This window comes from Escherichia sp. MOD1-EC6021, from assembly GCF_002965245.1.
Classification (GTDB): Bacteria; Pseudomonadota; Gammaproteobacteria; order Enterobacterales; family Enterobacteriaceae; genus Escherichia; species Escherichia coli_F.
The window spans coordinates 149,472-166,297 of sequence record NZ_PTRU01000003.1 but is presented as its reverse complement, the minus strand read 5'-3'; the positions used below and the strand labels follow the sequence as shown (position 1 = coordinate 166,297).

Annotated in this window: 15 protein-coding genes; 1 reads left to right on the top strand and 14 read right to left on the bottom strand. The window is 50.4% G+C overall.

Annotation, left to right across the window (positions count from 1 at the left end):
* The first annotated feature begins 101 nt into the window (after positions 1 to 101).
* The gene (gene elyC / locus BEB54_RS05145; RefSeq protein ID WP_032183863.1) at positions 102 to 881 is read left to right on the top strand and encodes an envelope biogenesis factor ElyC; all 780 of its coding nucleotides are present in this window, start codon (positions 102 to 104) and stop codon (positions 879 to 881) included.
* Here elyC and BEB54_RS05140 read toward each other — a convergent pair.
* From BEB54_RS05140 to BEB54_RS05075, 14 genes are all read right to left on the bottom strand, one after another.
* Positions 858 to 1,751 carry a YcbJ family phosphotransferase gene (locus BEB54_RS05140; RefSeq protein WP_105277071.1) on the bottom strand — a complete coding sequence of 298 codons (894 nt, stop codon included), beginning with the start codon at positions 1,749 to 1,751 and terminating at the stop codon, positions 858 to 860. The two genes, elyC and BEB54_RS05140, sit on opposite strands and share 24 nt — an antisense overlap.
* 153 nt (positions 1,752 to 1,904) lie before the next feature.
* Entirely contained in the window at positions 1,905 to 2,651 is a 747-nt protein-coding gene (kdsB, locus tag BEB54_RS05135) for a 3-deoxy-manno-octulosonate cytidylyltransferase (RefSeq protein WP_105282146.1), read from the bottom strand.
* Positions 2,648 to 2,830, bottom strand: coding sequence for a protein YcaR (gene ycaR, locus BEB54_RS05130; RefSeq protein ID WP_000350058.1), 183 nt, complete (start codon positions 2,828 to 2,830; stop codon positions 2,648 to 2,650). The genes kdsB and ycaR overlap by 4 nt, the downstream gene beginning before the upstream one ends.
* Positions 2,831 to 2,881: 51 nt before the next feature.
* Positions 2,882 to 4,114 carry a crosslink repair DNA glycosylase YcaQ gene (gene ycaQ, locus BEB54_RS05125; RefSeq protein ID WP_105277070.1) on the bottom strand — a complete coding sequence of 411 codons (1,233 nt, stop codon included), beginning with the start codon at positions 4,112 to 4,114 and terminating at the stop codon, positions 2,882 to 2,884.
* Positions 4,115 to 4,150: 36 nt separating this feature from the next.
* Entirely contained in the window at positions 4,151 to 5,137 is a 987-nt protein-coding gene (gene lpxK, locus BEB54_RS05120) for a tetraacyldisaccharide 4'-kinase (protein WP_032183862.1), read from the bottom strand.
* A complete protein-coding gene (gene msbA / locus BEB54_RS05115; RefSeq protein WP_032183861.1) occupies positions 5,134 to 6,882 on the bottom strand; it encodes a lipid A ABC transporter ATP-binding protein/permease MsbA in 1,749 nt (582 codons plus the stop codon). The genes lpxK and msbA overlap by 4 nt, the downstream gene beginning before the upstream one ends.
* A 36-nt stretch (positions 6,883 to 6,918) precedes the next feature.
* Positions 6,919 to 9,183: a ComEC family protein gene (locus BEB54_RS05110; protein ID WP_105282145.1), complete on the bottom strand. Its 2,265-nt coding sequence runs from the start codon at positions 9,181 to 9,183 to the stop codon at positions 6,919 to 6,921.
* Positions 9,184 to 9,389: 206 nt separating this feature from the next.
* Positions 9,390 to 9,674: an integration host factor subunit beta gene (gene ihfB / locus BEB54_RS05105; RefSeq protein ID WP_000167336.1), complete on the bottom strand. Its 285-nt coding sequence runs from the start codon at positions 9,672 to 9,674 to the stop codon at positions 9,390 to 9,392.
* 159 nt (positions 9,675 to 9,833) lie between these two features.
* The gene (gene rpsA, locus BEB54_RS05100) at positions 9,834 to 11,507 is read right to left on the bottom strand and encodes a 30S ribosomal protein S1 (protein WP_000140327.1); all 1,674 of its coding nucleotides are present in this window, start codon (positions 11,505 to 11,507) and stop codon (positions 9,834 to 9,836) included.
* A gap of 110 nt (positions 11,508 to 11,617) precedes the next feature.
* On the bottom strand, positions 11,618 to 12,301 hold the full coding sequence (gene cmk / locus BEB54_RS05095; protein ID WP_000125016.1) for a (d)CMP kinase: 684 nt from the start codon (positions 12,299 to 12,301) through the stop codon (positions 11,618 to 11,620).
* Between the two features lie 172 nt (positions 12,302 to 12,473).
* Positions 12,474 to 13,238, bottom strand: coding sequence for a metallopeptidase YcaL (gene ycaL / locus BEB54_RS05090; RefSeq protein WP_001353317.1), 765 nt, complete (start codon positions 13,236 to 13,238; stop codon positions 12,474 to 12,476).
* Between the two features lie 162 nt (positions 13,239 to 13,400).
* A complete protein-coding gene (aroA, locus tag BEB54_RS05085; protein ID WP_000445247.1) occupies positions 13,401 to 14,684 on the bottom strand; it encodes a 3-phosphoshikimate 1-carboxyvinyltransferase in 1,284 nt (427 codons plus the stop codon).
* A gap of 70 nt (positions 14,685 to 14,754) precedes the next feature.
* A complete protein-coding gene (serC, locus tag BEB54_RS05080; protein ID WP_000057129.1) occupies positions 14,755 to 15,843 on the bottom strand; it encodes a 3-phosphoserine/phosphohydroxythreonine transaminase in 1,089 nt (362 codons plus the stop codon).
* A gap of 198 nt (positions 15,844 to 16,041) precedes the next feature.
* Positions 16,042 to 16,734, bottom strand: a complete 693-nt coding sequence (locus BEB54_RS05075) for a DUF421 domain-containing protein (RefSeq protein WP_000642852.1) — start codon at positions 16,732 to 16,734, stop codon at positions 16,042 to 16,044.
* Positions 16,735 to 16,826: the final 92 nt, after the last annotated feature.

Below are 16,826 nucleotides of genomic sequence, written 5' to 3'. Positions count from 1 at the left end.
ATAAAGACGCTATTTTGTCACAGCCACGGCGAGAATGAACCCGTCTGGTGTAATATCGCTGGCGATCCCTTGCTATATGGTCAAAAAAGGAACCAGAAAGGATGCTTTTTACACTGAAAAAAGTGATTGGCGGTATGCTGCTGCCACTTCCGCTGATGTTGTTGATTATTGGCGCTGGCCTGGCGCTGCTGTGGTTTAGCCGTTTTCAAAAAACCGGGAAGATTTTTATTAGCCTTGGGTGGCTGGCGCTCTTGTTATTGAGTTTGCAACCGATAGCCGACCGCCTGCTGCGTCCCATCGAAAGCACCTATCCGACATGGAATAATTCGCAAAAAGTGGACTATATCGTGGTACTCGGAGGTGGTTATACCTGGAACCCACAATGGGCACCGAGCTCGAATTTAATCAATAACAGTCTGCCACGTCTGAATGAGGGTATTCGCTTATGGCGCGAAAATCCGGGATCAAAGCTGATCTTCACGGGAGGCGTAGCAAAAACCAATACGGTGAGTACAGCCGAAGTAGGTGCAAGAGTTGCGCAATCGCTGGGTGTCCCTCGCGAGCAAATTATCACCCTGGATTTGCCAAAAGATACCGAAGAAGAAGCTGCGGCAGTGAAACAGGCGATTGGTGACGCCCCTTTCCTGCTGGTAACCTCCGCATCACATCTGCCGCGCGCGATGATCTTTTTTCAGCAGGAAGGGTTAAATCCGCTGCCAGCCCCGGCGAACCAGTTGGCCATCGACTCGCCGCTTAATCCGTGGGAACGAGCAATCCCTTCTCCAGTCTGGTTAATGCATAGCGATCGTGTTGGCTATGAAACGCTTGGCCGCATCTGGCAGTGGCTGAAAGGTTCGTCAGGCGAGCCACGGCAAGAGTGATTTTGATGCCAGATCGAAGTTGCGCCGACTAAATCGTCCGGTATTAACCAGTTGCGCAACTTCATCCCATAACACATACAACCAACGCCGCCAGATGAACGACTCCGCCACTGGCGCGCGTTGCAGATAACTCCAGAGCAAATCTTCCGCCAGAGAATTATCCATTAGTCGGAACAGTTCGTATTCTCGCGGTGCCCAAAGCATTAGTCCCGGTCCGACCATCGCCAGTAACTGATCGCTGCGCGAATCTTTCAGCATGCTGCGTAAACAGAAGTTACCGTGAATCAGTACACAATTGTCGTTAAAGCCTTCAAATAATGCCGGGAGACATTCGCGAGTGCGAAACAGGATCCGCTTATCCTGCATCGTTAGACCGGTGTTATTGAACTGATTGAGCGTAGTCCATAGCACTTCAACATGTTGCCGGTACCATGAGGGCCAGAAATTTTCCTGAGTATTGTCGACCGTGCCGACGCAACCACGACTGTCCTGACGGTGCCAGGCCAGTAAGGCTTCAACGATTTGGTCTTTGAGTTGTTCCCAGCGTTCTGGTGTTCGGGCTGGAGCCTCCACCGAAACACCACGCATCCGCTCCAGTAGCAGGACATCGGGGCCGGGGTGTTCTTCATGCGTCATCACACCATAAATAGTCGGCATACGGACAGTCCCACTTCTTGCCAGCATGGTGGTTTTCCATGCCAGCTGTCGGGCTTTTCCGGGCGTACTAAAGCTTCTTGCCATTAACGGCATTGGGTTTCCCTGGCTGTCATACAAAGCCCACAACGCCGTATCCGCTTTTTCATTGACGCACTCAATACGACTGAGTTTTTCGCCCAGTAAATGGCTTAATTCGGCACGCAGCTGTTCCATTCAGATTACCCTCATAAAAGCTACTGCTTTCATAATGAGCGCCAATATAAAAGATGTCACCTGAATGAGATCAATTGTTGAAAAGAAAAATTGAGGAAAATCGTAACGGTACGACACTCCTCCCAAAATTGGCTGGAGTGTCGTGAAGTGAAATTAGCGCATTTCAGCGCGAACGCGCTCGAGATCTTCAGGGGTATCCACTCCTGTACCAGGAACTTCCTGAGCAACAGCAACGTGGATTTTTTCGCCATACCACAAAACACGAAGCTGCTCTAACATTTCGATGTGTTCTAACGGACTTGGCTGCCAGTTGACGTAACGACGAATAAAGCCTGCACGGTAGCCATAAATACCAAGATGACGCAGGAAGTTATCGCCTACGGTTTCAAGGTCTTTTGCAAAACGATCACGATCCCACGGAATGGTGGCGCGAGAGAAGTACAGTGCGTACCCTTCGGCGTCGAGAACCACTTTCACCGCATTCGGGTTAAACGCTTCTTCCGCATTGTGGATTGGCACCGCCAGAGTCGCCATACCCACCTGACGCTGAGCGAGGTTATCAGCAACCTGACGAATGATTGTCGCAGGGATCATCGGTTCATCACCCTGCACATTAACGATCACCGTGTCGTCGCTGAATGCGCATTTTTCGACAACTTCCGCCAAACGTTCTGTACCTGACTGATGATCGGCGCGCGTCATACATACTTCGCAGCCAGCGGCTTCAACAGCGCGGGCAACATCCTCATGATCGGTTGCCACGATGATGCGCTCGGCACCTGATTCGCGCGCGCGTTCAAGAACATGAACAATCATGGGTTTGCCGTTAATATCAACCAATGGTTTACCGGGCAGACGCGTGGACGCGTAGCGCGCGGGAATAATGACCACAAAACTCATGATTTACTCTCATCAGCAGTCAGCACGCGGGCTTCCGTTTCCAGCAACACTGGAATGCCATCGCGCAGCGGGAAAGCCAGGTTGTCCAGTTTGCAAATAAGCTCTTGTTTTTCCTGGTTATACCAAAGTTTTCCGTTGCAAACCGGGCAGGCAATGATTTCAAGCAGACGATGATCCATAGTTCCTCCAGATGGATCGGGTTATGAATGCATAAATCTTATCATAATCATTTATGCGACGGGGTCTATTTCCCAGCCGGCGCGGCAATGAGTAAAGAGGCCTTGCGGGCAGCGTCCTAATGTCACCCGCGTTGCCTGCTGCCAGTTAGCGAAATCAGTAATCGCCTGACGTAACCCTTTTTGCAGCGTTGTCGTTGGTTTAATGCCTTCCTGTAACCACAGAGAGATAACTTCAAGGATGCCTGTCTGGCGATGCATTTTGGCATCCATTCGCCCAACTAATTGCCCACGATGTAATAACGGCAGAACAAAATAGCCATACTGGCGTTTCGGCGCTGGGGTATAGCACTCCAGCCGGTAGCTAAAATCAAAAAGCTGCTCCGCGCGTTTGCGATCCCAGACAACAGGATCAAAAGGCGAAAGTACCGCGCTGTGCGTTGCAGTGAGCTTTCCGGCGAGCGCGCGTTCGAGTAGCGGCAGCAAATCAGCATGCAGCCAAAGATTGCCCAATTTTTCAACATGCACAGCAATGATTTGCTGCTGTTCAGCCCTCGCTTCGCGCCAAGCCGCCAGTGCCGGACGTTTCAGCCGATAGTAATCTGCCAGCCACTGTTCGCGGAATATGCCCAGGCTACGCGCACTGTTATCCAGCATGATGATTTCTGCTTCTGTTTGCGAAACGAGATCGCGCTCATCATCCCAGTCAGGCATGACACGGTGGGTTAAATCATAAACGCGCTGGAAGTTGCGCCGTTCAATCACCATCACCTTTCCGGCAGTAAATAAACCTTCCAGATGCCGTTTATGCGGCTTCCATTCCCACCAGCCGCTTGCACCTTTACGAGAATGCTCGAAATCGGCTGAACGTACCGGCCCCTTATCATGAATATGTTGAATTAACTGTGCAATTTCTGCCGCATGTTCCTGCATCCAGGCGTCTTTGTATTTCCAGCCCATTTTTTCAGGTGCCAGCATGCGGTGGCGAATAAGACGAAAATCGCTACGTGGCATAAAGCAGGCTTCATGCGCCCAGTATTCCATTAATTCGCCACGCGCCAGAGACTCATCCAACCACTGCGCAGGATAATTTCCCAGACGACTGAAAAGCACCAGATATGGGCTACGGGCAACAATATTGATGGTATCAATTTGCAGCAAGGACATGCGGGAAATCGTTGCCAGAATATCTTCCAACGACGCTCGACGGCGGGGTTTGTTTAACAGGCCTTGCGCAGCAAGGTGAAGATTACGCGCATCAGCAAGGGAGAGGTGCGGCAGCGACATTCATGACTCCATCAATCGAACGCTGCCGCGGCGTAACTAGTTGCCAGAAGCCAGCGAGGTTAGTTGCGCAAGCAGTTTCGCTGGTTCATCGCCTGAAAGCTGTGCGTCAACAGGCAAATACCACCAATTTTCATCTGCAAAGGCCCGGCATTTCACCGCATCTTTTTCAGTCATTACTAGCGTTTGCCCGTCGCTTACCAACGCGCTGACATCCGTATAATTCAAAGACTGATGATCGGCCAGTGGTACACATTTTTCCGGTTGTACGCCGCACATCTTCAGCGTGGCAAAAAAGCGCGGCGGATGCCCAATCCCCGCCATCGCCACCACATGTTCAAGTTGAGCAACGTCACAACGCGTACCGGTACGTAAATTCACCGCCTGCCCCGGCAGCAGATGCATGGGGATTTCACCGCTGCGGGGGACACCGCCGTTGACGATTACCGCATCAACCGACTTTAAGCGCCCCGCTCGCTCACGCATTGGCCCCGCCGGCAACCACCAGCCATTGCCAAAGCGACGCACGCCATCAATAACGACGATTTCCACATCACGCGCCAGACGATAATGCTGTAAACCGTCGTCGGTTACGATGATCTGCACATCAGGGTGTTGCGCCAGAATGGCTTTTACCGCATCAGAACGCACGGGAGAAACCGCAACAGGCGCGCCAGTGCGTTGATAAATCAACACTGGTTCATCACCCGCCTGTGCTGTGGTGGTATCTACCGACAATAACAGCGGATAAGATTCAGCCTTACCGCCATATCCCCGGGACACGACTCCCACGCGAATACCGCGCTGTTGCAACTGTTCCACCAGCCAGACAACGACCGGAGTTTTTCCGTTGCCGCCAGCGGTGAGATTACCAACCACGACAACCGGTACGGGGGCACGCCAGGCGCGCTTCAATTTTAGTTTATAGCAAAGACGGATCGCGCCACTTATCAGGCCATACAACCAGGAGAGTGGCAGCAATAGCCGCCACAAAGGGGATTCACCAGACCAGATTTTTTCGATCATTGGCCAAACTGCATTTTGTGAAGTTGCGCGTAAACGCCACGGTGCTCAAGCAAATCGTTATGCGTACCGCGTTCCACAATGACACCATCCTCGACGACCACGATTTCGTCTGCTTTTTCAATAGTAGACAAACGGTGGGCAATCACCAGAGAGGTACGGTTTTTCTGCAACTCATCCAGTGCCGCCTGAATCGCACGTTCAGATTCGGTATCCAGCGCCGAGGTAGCTTCGTCCAGAATCAGAATCGGGCTATCACGCAACAAGGCTCGAGCGATGGCAATACGCTGACGCTGACCGCCAGAGAGCAGCACGCCGTTTTCACCAATCACTGTATCGAGACCGTTATCCATCTTATTGATGAAGTCCATGGCGTAGGCCATACGCGCCGCTTCTTCAATTTGCTCACGGCTGTACTGTTCTGTCCGTGCGTAAGCAATGTTGTTGGCAACCGTATCGTTAAACAGATGGACATTCTGCGACACCAGAGCAACCTGGTTACGTAAAGACGCCAGGGTATACTCGCGCAGATCGTGACCATCCATCAGGATTTCGCCTTCATCAATATCGTAAAAACGTGTGATTAGGCTGGCGATGGTTGATTTACCTGAACCAGAGCGTCCAACCAGAGCGACCGTTTTTCCTGCCGGAATTTTCAGGTTGATGTTACGCAATGCGGGTACATCACGTCCCGGATAAGTAAAGGTGACATTGCGGAATTCTACGTCACCAGTCGCACGTTCGAGCACACGCTTACCTTCGTCTTTCTCCTGCTCACTGTCCAGAATGGTAAACAGCGTCTGACAAGCCGCCATACCGCGCTGGAACTGGGCGTTAACGTTGGTCAGCGATTTCAGCGGACGCATCAGTGCAATCATTGAAGAGAAAACAACGGTAATCGTACCGGCAGTCAGGTTATCCATAACACTTGGGAAGCTCGCCGCATACAGAACAAACGCCAGCGCCAAAGAGGCGATCAGCTGAATGATCGGATCAGAGATGGAAGAGGCTGAAACCATTTTCATCCCCTGAAGACGCATTCGGTTACTGACTTTATCGAAGCGTTTCGTTTCCACTTCCTGACCACCGAAAATCAATACTTCTTTGTGGCCCTTCAGCATTTGTTCTGCGCTGGTGGTCACCTGACCCATGGTGTTCTGCATGTTTTTACTGATGTTGCGAAAACGCTTCGATACGACACGAATCGCAATCGAAACAATCGGTGCCAGCACAATTAAAATGATCGACAGTTGCCAGCTGTAATAGAACATCATGATGAACAGGCCGATGATCGACGCACCTTCACGCACAACAGTAATCAGTGCGCCGGAAGAAGAAGAAGCAACCTGTTCGGAATCGTAGGTGATACGTGACAACAGCGTACCCGTTGACTGTTTGTCAAAGAATGAAACTGGCATTCCCATCATGTGACCAAACAGGCGGCGACGCATGGTCATTACCACCTTTCCTGATACCCAGGAGATACAGTAGCTGGAGACATAGCTGGTGATACCACGTAAAATCATTAGCCCGATCACCACCAGCGGCATCCACACCAGCACGGAGCGATCTGTTTTACCAAAGCCATCATCAAGAAGTGGCTTAAGGAGCGATAACATGAAGGTATCGCTGGCTGCGTTGAGGATTAACGCTACGCCCGCCACGATCAGACCCGCTTTAAAAGGCGCAATGGTTGGCCACAGTCGGCGGAACGTCTGCCACGTAGAGAGATCTTTGTCGTTATGCATTCAAAAAACCAGCATTTGTTGAAATAGCCGCATATTCTACCCGTTATCCACTGGCACGCCAAACCACTGATGATACCAACGAGGTAAAATTTGCTCTCTGAGGCTGCTAATCCGCCAGCCTTGCGCTGAAAAATTGACCGTTATTTGACCCTGATGTGGAGTATCAAGCCACTTATAACCCTGTTGTTGATAGCGATGTTTAACTTTGCTTGAGGGCAGTCGCCATGCGTTATAGCGCGATGCCGATGCGAGTGCCACTTTTCCATTCACTCGCTGAATTAATGGCAACGATGATGAGGTATTACTGCCATGGTGAGGTACCTGAAGTAATGTTGCCTGCATTTGCTGCCAGTAACGGCTTAGCATCTTTTGTTCAGCGGGGGCTTCAATATCACCGGTTAGGAGAATGCTATTCGTCCCGTCATCAACCTTAACCACACAGGAATGGTTATTTCCTTTATCGTTGCTACCTTGTAAAGGCCAGTGCACGCTGAAACGCAATCCTTGCCATTGCCACGCTTCGCCACGCACACAGGGCTGATGATGTTCCCAGCTTAAAGGGCTTCTGACCCATAACGTCGGCCAGGCTCGTAATATCGAGTCCAGCCCTCCCCGATGATCCAGATGTTCATGACTAAGAATGACGCCTTCTGGTTCAAGATTATGCCAGCGTAGCCAGGGGATAATCAGTTGTTGCCCACTATCCCCCTCCGGCCAGGCCAGTCCGGTGTCATAGAGAATCGCTTTACCGTTTCTGGCTATCACCATTGCCAGCCCTTGCCCGACATCAAGCATGTACACCTGCCACGCGTCAGGCCGAGGTTTTTGCCACAGCGGCCAGCACATCAGCAAGCCTCCAGCCACACACATTGCCGGCAACGCTCGCCAGGCGTTTAATCGCCATACCACCAGTAAGAACCATGGGGAAAATGTTAGCCATTGCCAACGTTCAGCAATGTTGATCCACCCTTCCGGCAAACTCTTTAACCCCCAGAAAAGTAAAGCCAAAGACCGGTCGGCAAGAAACCATAACCCTTGTTCCAGAATAAACGGCCCGCTTAAATGCACAACCATCGCGGCGAGAATCAACGGAACCGTGATAAATGTCACCAGGGGAATTGCAAAAAGATTTGCAATAAACGAGGTCAGACTAATGCCATGAAATATGACAATTTGCACGGGCATAAGCAGGAGGGTGATTCCCAGTTGCAGATGGATGAGGGAAACAACCGCGCGCAATGCTGGCGGCAGCTGCCACTCCGGACAGGGAAACCACTGATACCAAAAAATCAGCGCCGCTACCGCAGCGGCAGAGAGCCATAAACTTTGCGAAAGAATGGCAACAGGATCCATCAGCAAAATTGCCGCCAGACAACATATCCATACATCCCAGCCACTCCATTGTCGTCCACTTAACTTAAGCATTCCCCAAATGGCAAGCGCCACCACGGTACGCAATGCAGGAGGCTGCATTCCCGTTAGCCAGGCGTAAAAAGCAGCACAGCAGATTCCACCAATTAATGGCATTTGCCAGTGGATCCAGCACCCAGGCAGAAAAACTTGCCCACCGCGAATGAGTCCTGCAGCCAGCAACGCCGCAAAAGCGATGTGCAATCCTGATATCGCCATTAAATGCGCCGTTCCAGTATCACGCATGATATTTTTGATTTCTTTGGGGACGGATAACCGTTCCCCCATACCTAATCCAAGAATAACCGCGTTCCACATATAGGGTTGCAGCGTTGTTTGTAGTGACGCCAGATACTGTGCACGCAGGCTACAATTCGGTTCAATGACACTTGCCTGCAGAAAACGGCCGGTGAGCGGTTGATGCTGGGCAATGGCATAACGCTGGCTATCAAAGCCGCCATCATTAAGTTGGCCATGAACTGCACGAACTTTGAGTTTCATTGACCATACTTGTCCGGCACAAACCGCTTGCGGAAGATATTCGCCATACAGTACGAGGCCTGGCGCAGGGAATATACGTCGACCTTGTAGATGAGTAATTTGACCGTAATGAGTGGTCATGCCGTCAGTAGCAGTGATCTCAACTATTGCATCCTGCGTCGCGCCACTTAAGGTTTCTCCTGCCCACAAAATTTGCTTTGCCGCTAATATGCCCCAAAGAAAAAACAGCAGCGTCAGCGCGATATAACGGACGGCTTTAACAGGAATAAATGCCAGTACGCAGGCGAAGACTGTCAGAAACGCAAGGGTTAATGTCCCAGGCAATTGGGGCAAAATCAACAACGGAAAAATTCCGCAAATTATGCTTACGCCGACTGTCGTTATTTTCATGCACCTCTCCCTGTTTATGGAAAGTGTGCAACTTATTTGAACGGCTGTCTGGTGGTAGTTTTATGTTCCCCGAGGTGCGTTCAGAAGAATTTAACGAGAAAGTGAAAACTGCTCAAAACTCTGCGAGGCAGCTTCCAGTTTCAGATTAGAGAAATGAAAAAAGCACCCGACAGGTGCTTTTCTCGCGTTCAAGTTTGGGTAAAAACTTAACCGTAAATATTGGCGCGATCGCGCAGTTCTTTACCTGGTTTAAAGTGAGGAACGTATTTTCCTTCCAGTTCTACTTTATCGCCAGTCTTCGGATTACGTCCGGTACGTGGTGCGCGGTAGTGCAAAGAGAAACTGCCGAAACCGCGGATTTCAATACGCTCGCCCTGCGCAAGAGTCGAGGCCATATGCTCCAGCATCTCTTTTACTGCATCTTCAACCGTCTTGGCGGGAATGTGCGATTGCTGGGTGGCAAGTCTTTCTATCAATTCTGACTTGGTCATGATTCCTCCGGTTCCTTAAAGGCAAATTAAGCGGCTGCTGTTGCTGCATTGATTAAGGGCGGCCGTAGCCGCCCTTAGTGCTTGATTACAGGACGAAACCTGCAATCTGTCAAGTAAACTCAACAAACTTCGGAATAAAAATCCCGAAGAGTCAGAGAATTACTCGCCTTTAGCTGCTTTGAAAGCTTCAGCCATTGCGTTGTTGGAGAAGTTTGCATCTTCCTGTTTGTTAACAGTTGCGATTGCATCTTTCTCGTCAGCTTCGTCTTTCGCACGAACAGACAGGCTGATTGCGCGGTTTTTACGATCAACACCGGTGAATTTAGCTTCAACTTCGTCGCCAACGCTCAGAACCAGGGTAGCGTCTTCAACGCGGTCACGGGATGCTTCAGAAGCACGCAGGTAACCTTCAACGCCGTCAGCCAGTTCTACGGTTGCGCCTTTAGCGTCAACTGCAGTTACTTTACCGGTTACGATAGCGCCTTTCTTGTTCAGAGCAACCCAGTTGTTGAACGGATCTTCTGCGAGCTGTTTAACGCCCAGGGAGATACGTTCACGTTCTGCGTCAACCTGCAGAACAACTGCAGCGATTTCGTCGCCTTTTTTGTATTCACGAACTGCTTCTTCGCCTGCAACGTTCCAGGAGATGTCAGACAGGTGAACCAGGCCGTCGATGCCGCCGTCCAGGCCGATGAAGATACCGAAGTCAGTGATAGACTTGATTTTACCTTCAACACGGTCACCCTTGTTGTGGGTTTCCGCGAACTGCTGCCACGGGTTAGCTTTGCACTGTTTCAGACCCAGGGAGATACGACGACGTTCTTCGTCGATATCCAGAACCATAACTTCCACGACATCGCCAACGTTAACAACTTTGGACGGGTGGATGTTTTTGTTGGTCCAATCCATTTCGGAAACGTGTACCAGGCCTTCAACGCCTTCTTCGATTTCAACGAAGCAGCCGTAGTCGGTCAGGTTGGTCACGCGACCAGTCAGTTTGGTACCTTCCGGATAACGTTTAGCAATAGCTACCCACGGATCTTCGCCCAGCTGTTTCAGGCCCAGGGATACACGGGTACGTTCGCGGTCGAACTTCAGCACTTTAACAGTGATTTCGTCGCCCACGTTGACGATTTCGCTCGGATGCTTAACGCGTTTCCAGGCCATATCAGTGATGTGCAGCAGGCCGTCAACGCCGCCCAGATCAACGAATGCACCGTAGTCAGTGAGGTTCTTAACGATACCTTTAACTTCCATGCCTTCCTGCAGGTTTTCCAGCAGCTGATCGCGCTCTGCGCTGTTTTCGGATTCGATAACGGCACGACGAGAAACAACAACGTTGTTGCGCTTCTGATCCAGCTTGATTACTTTGAATTCAAGCTCTTTGCCTTCCAGGTGCAGAGTGTCACGCACCGGACGAACGTCTACCAGAGAACCTGGCAGGAACGCACGAATACCGTTCAGCTCAACAGTGAAGCCGCCCTTAACTTTGCCGTTGATAACACCGGTAACAGTTTCAGCATCTTCGTAAGCTTTTTCCAGCGTGATCCAGGCTTCGTGACGTTTAGCTTTCTCACGGGACAGCAGAGTTTCACCGAAGCCGTCTTCTACTGCGTCCAGAGCAACGTCAACTTCGTCACCTACCTGGATTTCCAGCTCGCCCTGGGCGTTTTTGAACTGCTCAGCCGGGATGGCGGACTCAGATTTCAGACCAGCGTCAACCAGTACTACGTCTTTGTCGATAGCAACAACAACGCCACGAACGATAGAACCCGGGCGGGTTTCGATTTCTTTTAAGGACTCTTCAAAGAGTTGAGCAAAAGATTCAGTCATGTTTAATCTTCAGGTTTATATTTAACGTCCACCTGGCTCCATGCCGGATGGGGTTGTTTAACATACCCGCTGTCATTCCATTGCAACGGGGGTACTGCAAATTCGGTCGCTTATGCGAGAGCCAATTTCTGGCGCGCGTATTGTAGCGCTTTTTCAATCACTTGCTCAATGCTTAAGGTGGTGGAATCCAACACTAAAGCATCGGCTGCCGGAACCAGTGGCGCTACCGCTCGGTTACGATCGCGGTCGTCGCGTTCTTTGATCTCGGCCAAAAGGCGCTCAAAGTTAACACTAAAGCCCTTCTCCTGCAACTGTAGCATGCGGCGATGCGCACGTTCTTCCGAGGAGGCGTCAAGGAAAATTTTCACTGGCGCATCAGGGAATACCACCGTTCCCATGTCGCGGCCATCGGCAATCAAGCCTGGTAATTCGCGAAACGCGCGTTGGCGACGCAATAATGCTTCACGAACGCGTGGGAATGCCGCGACTTGTGAAGCAGCATTCGCCACTTCCTGAGTACGAATTTCGCCGCTGACATCTTCCCCTTCGAGGATCACTTCCAGATTGCCATTGGTCGACACAAAACGTACATCCAGATGGGATGCCAGCGGCACGAGCGCATCTTCCGATGCAACATCAACATGGTGATGTAATGCCGCCAGTGCCAGTACGCGATAAATTGCACCCGAGTCCAGCAGATGCCATTGCAACGCTTCCGCCATAGCCTTACACAAGGTGCCTTTCCCTGCACCGCTTGGGCCATCAATGGTAATAACCGGGGCAATTGCCGTCATCTTTATCTCCTTAAAACAGGCGTACCGTTAACATAACCGCGCGCATTATACGCGCCGACGCCACAAATCGTTAACGTTGTGTGCAAAAACCAGTTTTGTCTGTATTCAGATGGGGATTTATTGCGCAATTATAGCGGGCTGGCAGAAGACCAGCCCGAAAGATGACAATGATTTACTTACCAGAGGCGATACGATCACGGATGTGTTGCGCACGCTCTGTTGATGGTGGGTGAGAGTCAAACATGGACTGGGTACGGCCGCCATCCAGGCTGGCCAATTTTTCAAAGCTGCCAACCAGCCCCTGGGTGCTGATGCCACGTTTCTTCAACAGATCAAAGGAGAAATCATCTGCTTCGGACTCTTTATCGCGGGAGTATTTAGCATTGATCGCGCCTTCTGCGATATCACCTAATTGTGAGCGAGAAAGCTGGGAAGCCACACCGCTGGTAGCGGAAATCGCATCACGTGCGGCAACGATCGCATAAGAAGCTTTCATTTCAGCCAGCGAGTGACCCAACGCGACGTGGCCCAGTTCATGACCCAGAACACCTTCAATTTCGTTGTCGTTCATCATGTCCATCAGGCCACTGTAGACACGAACACAGCCGTTCGCCATCGCCCATGCGTTGACGTCGCTGGTCATATAAACCTTATAGTTGACCGGCGTGCCATTAATATTGTTACCCAATGCTTTGGCGATTTTTGCCAGACGTTTACCGTACTTGCTGGATTTACTTGCGACTTGATTGCCGCTGTCCATTTCGGCACAGCCCTGATTGGCAATCGCTTTTGCATCAGCATCGCTTAACGTTGCTGCTTTATAGGCATTTAAACCTGAGCTGATAGCCATATTGGTATCAATACCGTGGGTATTCTGACACCCTGTCAGTAAAGCTGCAGAGGCCGCAATCGCCAGCAGTAATTTAGTATTCTTCATGTGAATCATCCGTTGATTAATCATATATAAATATTATGTATCAATAACTTACATTGACAAACGACGCTACCATTAATCAAAATGACTCACAAGGTCCGAAAAAAAACGCCGGCAATGTGCCGACGTTTTGATAAAGAAAGATTTTTATCGCCCAATGTTCATTCAGGCTGCCTGGCTAATCCGCGCCAGCTGCTCGAAATAATCCGGAAATGTTTTGGCCGTGCATTTGGGATCAAGAATCGTCACTGGTGTATCTGACAACGCCACCAGCGAGAAACACATCGCCATCCGGTGATCATTGTATGTTGCGATCTCGGCAAAGTTCAGTTTTTCCGGTGGAGTGATACGAATGTAATCGTGCCCCTCTTCTACTTCCGCACCAACTTTACGCAGTTCTGTTGCCATCGCAAACAGGCGATCGGTCTCTTTAACACGCCAGTTATAGATATTGCGCAGCGTGGTGGTGCCTTTTGCAAATAACGCCGCCGTGGCAATGGTCATCGCCGCATCAGGAATATGGTTCATATCCATATCAATAGCGTTCAGTTCACCCCGCGTGCAGGAAATATAATCATCGCCCCAGCAAATGGTCGCGCCCATTTTTTCCAGCACATCAGCAAAGCGAATATCACCCTGCATACTGTTGCGTCCAATGCCGGTCACTTTTACAGTGCCGCCTTTGATTGCTGCTGCTGCCAGGAAGTAAGAAGCCGAAGATGCATCACCTTCGACCAAATAAGTACCCGGAGACTGATAAGACTGCCCGCCTTTTACGACAAATTGTTGATAGTGCTGATTTTCAATTTCAACACCAAACGTCTTCATCAGATTGAGTGTGATGTCGATATAAGGTTTAGAGACCAGATCGCCTTTAATACGAATCACCGTATCTTCCGGTGCAAGAGGCGCAGTCATTAACAGTGCGGTGAGGAACTGGCTGGAAACGGAGCCATCAACGTCAACGTTGCCGCCAGTAAAGCCGCCCTGTAAACGCAATGGTGGATAATTTTCTTGTTCCAGGTAAGTGATCTTCGCCCCGCCCAGGCGCAGCGCATCCACCAGATGACCAATGGGGCGTTCTTTCATACGCGGTTCACCGGTCAGCACAATATCATTGCTACCCAGACAAAGAGCTGCCGCCAGCGGACGCATTGCCGTTCCGGCGTTACCGAGGAACAACTCCAGGGCACTTTTTGCGTGTAATGGACCGCCGTTACCGATGATTTCGCAACGCGTACGATCGGCTGAAAGCGTATAGCTTACCCCTAACGCTGTTAATGCATTCAGCATATGGCGCACGTCATCGCTATCCAGCAGATTGGTTAATACTGTTTTGCCGTGTGCTAATGCCGCCAGCAATAAAGCGCGGTTAGAAACGCTCTTGGAACCGGGCAGATTAATGGTGCCATCGACACGAGCGATGGGTTGTAACGTCAGGGATTCCATGAACTCAACTCTCTACAACAGAAATAAAAACCCCACAGGCTGGCTGTGGGGATTAAGCAAAATTTCGGCATTAGCCGTGACGGCGTTCGAACTCAATCATGAAGTCTGTCAGCGCTTTAACGCCTTCCAGAGGCATTGCGTTATAAATTGACGCACGCATACCGCCGACCACACGATGCCCTTTCAGGGCATGCAGCCCCGCAGCAAAAGACTCTTCAAGGAACAATTTGTCAAGCGCACTGTCCGCCAACTGGAACGGCACGTTCATCCGCGAACGGTTAGCTTTCGCCACGTCATTGCGGTAGAAATCGCTGTTATCAATCACCCCATACAGCAGTTCTGCTTTTTGCTGATTGATTTTATCCATTGCAGCCACGCCGCCGTTCGCTTTCAGCCATTTGAATACCAGACCGGACAGGTACCAGGCAAATGTCGGCGGCGTGTTAAACATTGAGTCGTTATCGTTAAGGATGGAATAATCCAGAATCGACGGACAAGCGATATTCGCTTTACCCAGTAAGTCTTCACGAACGATGACGATTGTCAGGCCCGCCGGGCCGATATTTTTCTGTGCGCCAGCATAAATCACACCGTAACGACTGACGTCAATTGGACGGGAAAGAATTGTTGAAGAGAAGTCGGCTGCAACCACCACTTCTTTACCAAAGTCTGGCGTTTCGTCGATGGCGATACCATCGATGGTCTCATTTGGGCAGTAATGCATATAAGCGGCATTATCAGAGAGCTGCCATTCACGCATTGGCTTAACCGCACGAAGACCATCAACAGTCACTTTGGCGTCAAAGACATTTGGCTTGCAGTATTTTTTCGCTTCTTTAATGGCACTTGCCGCCCAGTAACCGGCATCAACATAATCTGCAGTGGTTTTATCACCAAGAATATTCAGCGGAACAGCAGCAAACTGACCGCGACCACCGCCGTGGCAGAACAATACTTTATAGTTGGAGGGGATATTAAGAAGATCGCGAAAATCCTTCTCGGCTTCCTCTGCAACCTGAATGAACTCTTTACCACGGTGGCTCACTTCCATCACCGACGTACCAAGACCGTTCCAGTCGCGCAGTTCCTGTTGAGCCTGTTTAAGCACCTCTGCCGGTAGCATTGCCGGACCAGAACTAAAATTGAAGATTTGAGCCATTTCCCCTCACCACGTTGCGTTGCCATTAACCCACGGACAATCGATTGCGACCGCGGGTAATACATTATTCCTGTGGCTATCGGTTTTATCATTCAGTGGCGCGCATCGCAATGGGTAAAACAGTCGAGGGCAAAAATGCGGCACGCGTCACACAATAGAATCTCTCGGATTATTGTCCAAAAACCGATTTTTTTGCTGTCAGGTCACCCGTTTAGCCCGACTTGCCTTCGTCCATTCTGGATTTGCGCAGCGCGGACATAATTGTTTTTCCCCTGCATTCATATGAATGATCTCACTGCAACGGATGCAAGCATAGTCCGCCGACTCAGGCACCACTTTGTAACGCTGAGTACAGTCACTGGGTAAAATAAGTAATCCCGGTTTGACCTTGTCATCTTCAAAGAAATAGACACTGATTTGCCCGTTGGTTTCGAGAATCGCCAGACGTACCTGCCCCAACTGCTCCACTCCACGCAGTCGCAGCTCCATAAAGAACTCAAATTCCGTCATGTTGGAGTTATTAAGTTTCGACCAGGCCAGCTCACCATCCTCAATAATGACAACCGGCTTGCCTTCCAGAAGATCTTCCAGTTTTTCACTGTGCGCCATCAACCACATTACCAGACGGTATAACAACGCCAGAGTAATAAAGACGATAAGCACCGGAACCATCGGCACATCATCATAAAACGCCACATCCCCCGCCGCTGACCCCAGCGTCAGAATGATTAACACTTCAAACAGCGACATCTGCCGCACACCGCGTCTGCCGGTCATTTTGAGGAATAAAAAGACCAGTACAAAGGTATAAAGACTACGTAGTGCAACTTCGCCAAGGAAATCAAAAGGCACTTTATCAAATGCCATACGGTGGAGATCGAATGCCTTCATTTTTATGCTCTTATCGTGGTTTATCCGCTAAAAGCATAGTCAACAGTTCATCTGCCTGGCGGCGGTGATAGCGCCTTTGAGATAAAACCCGT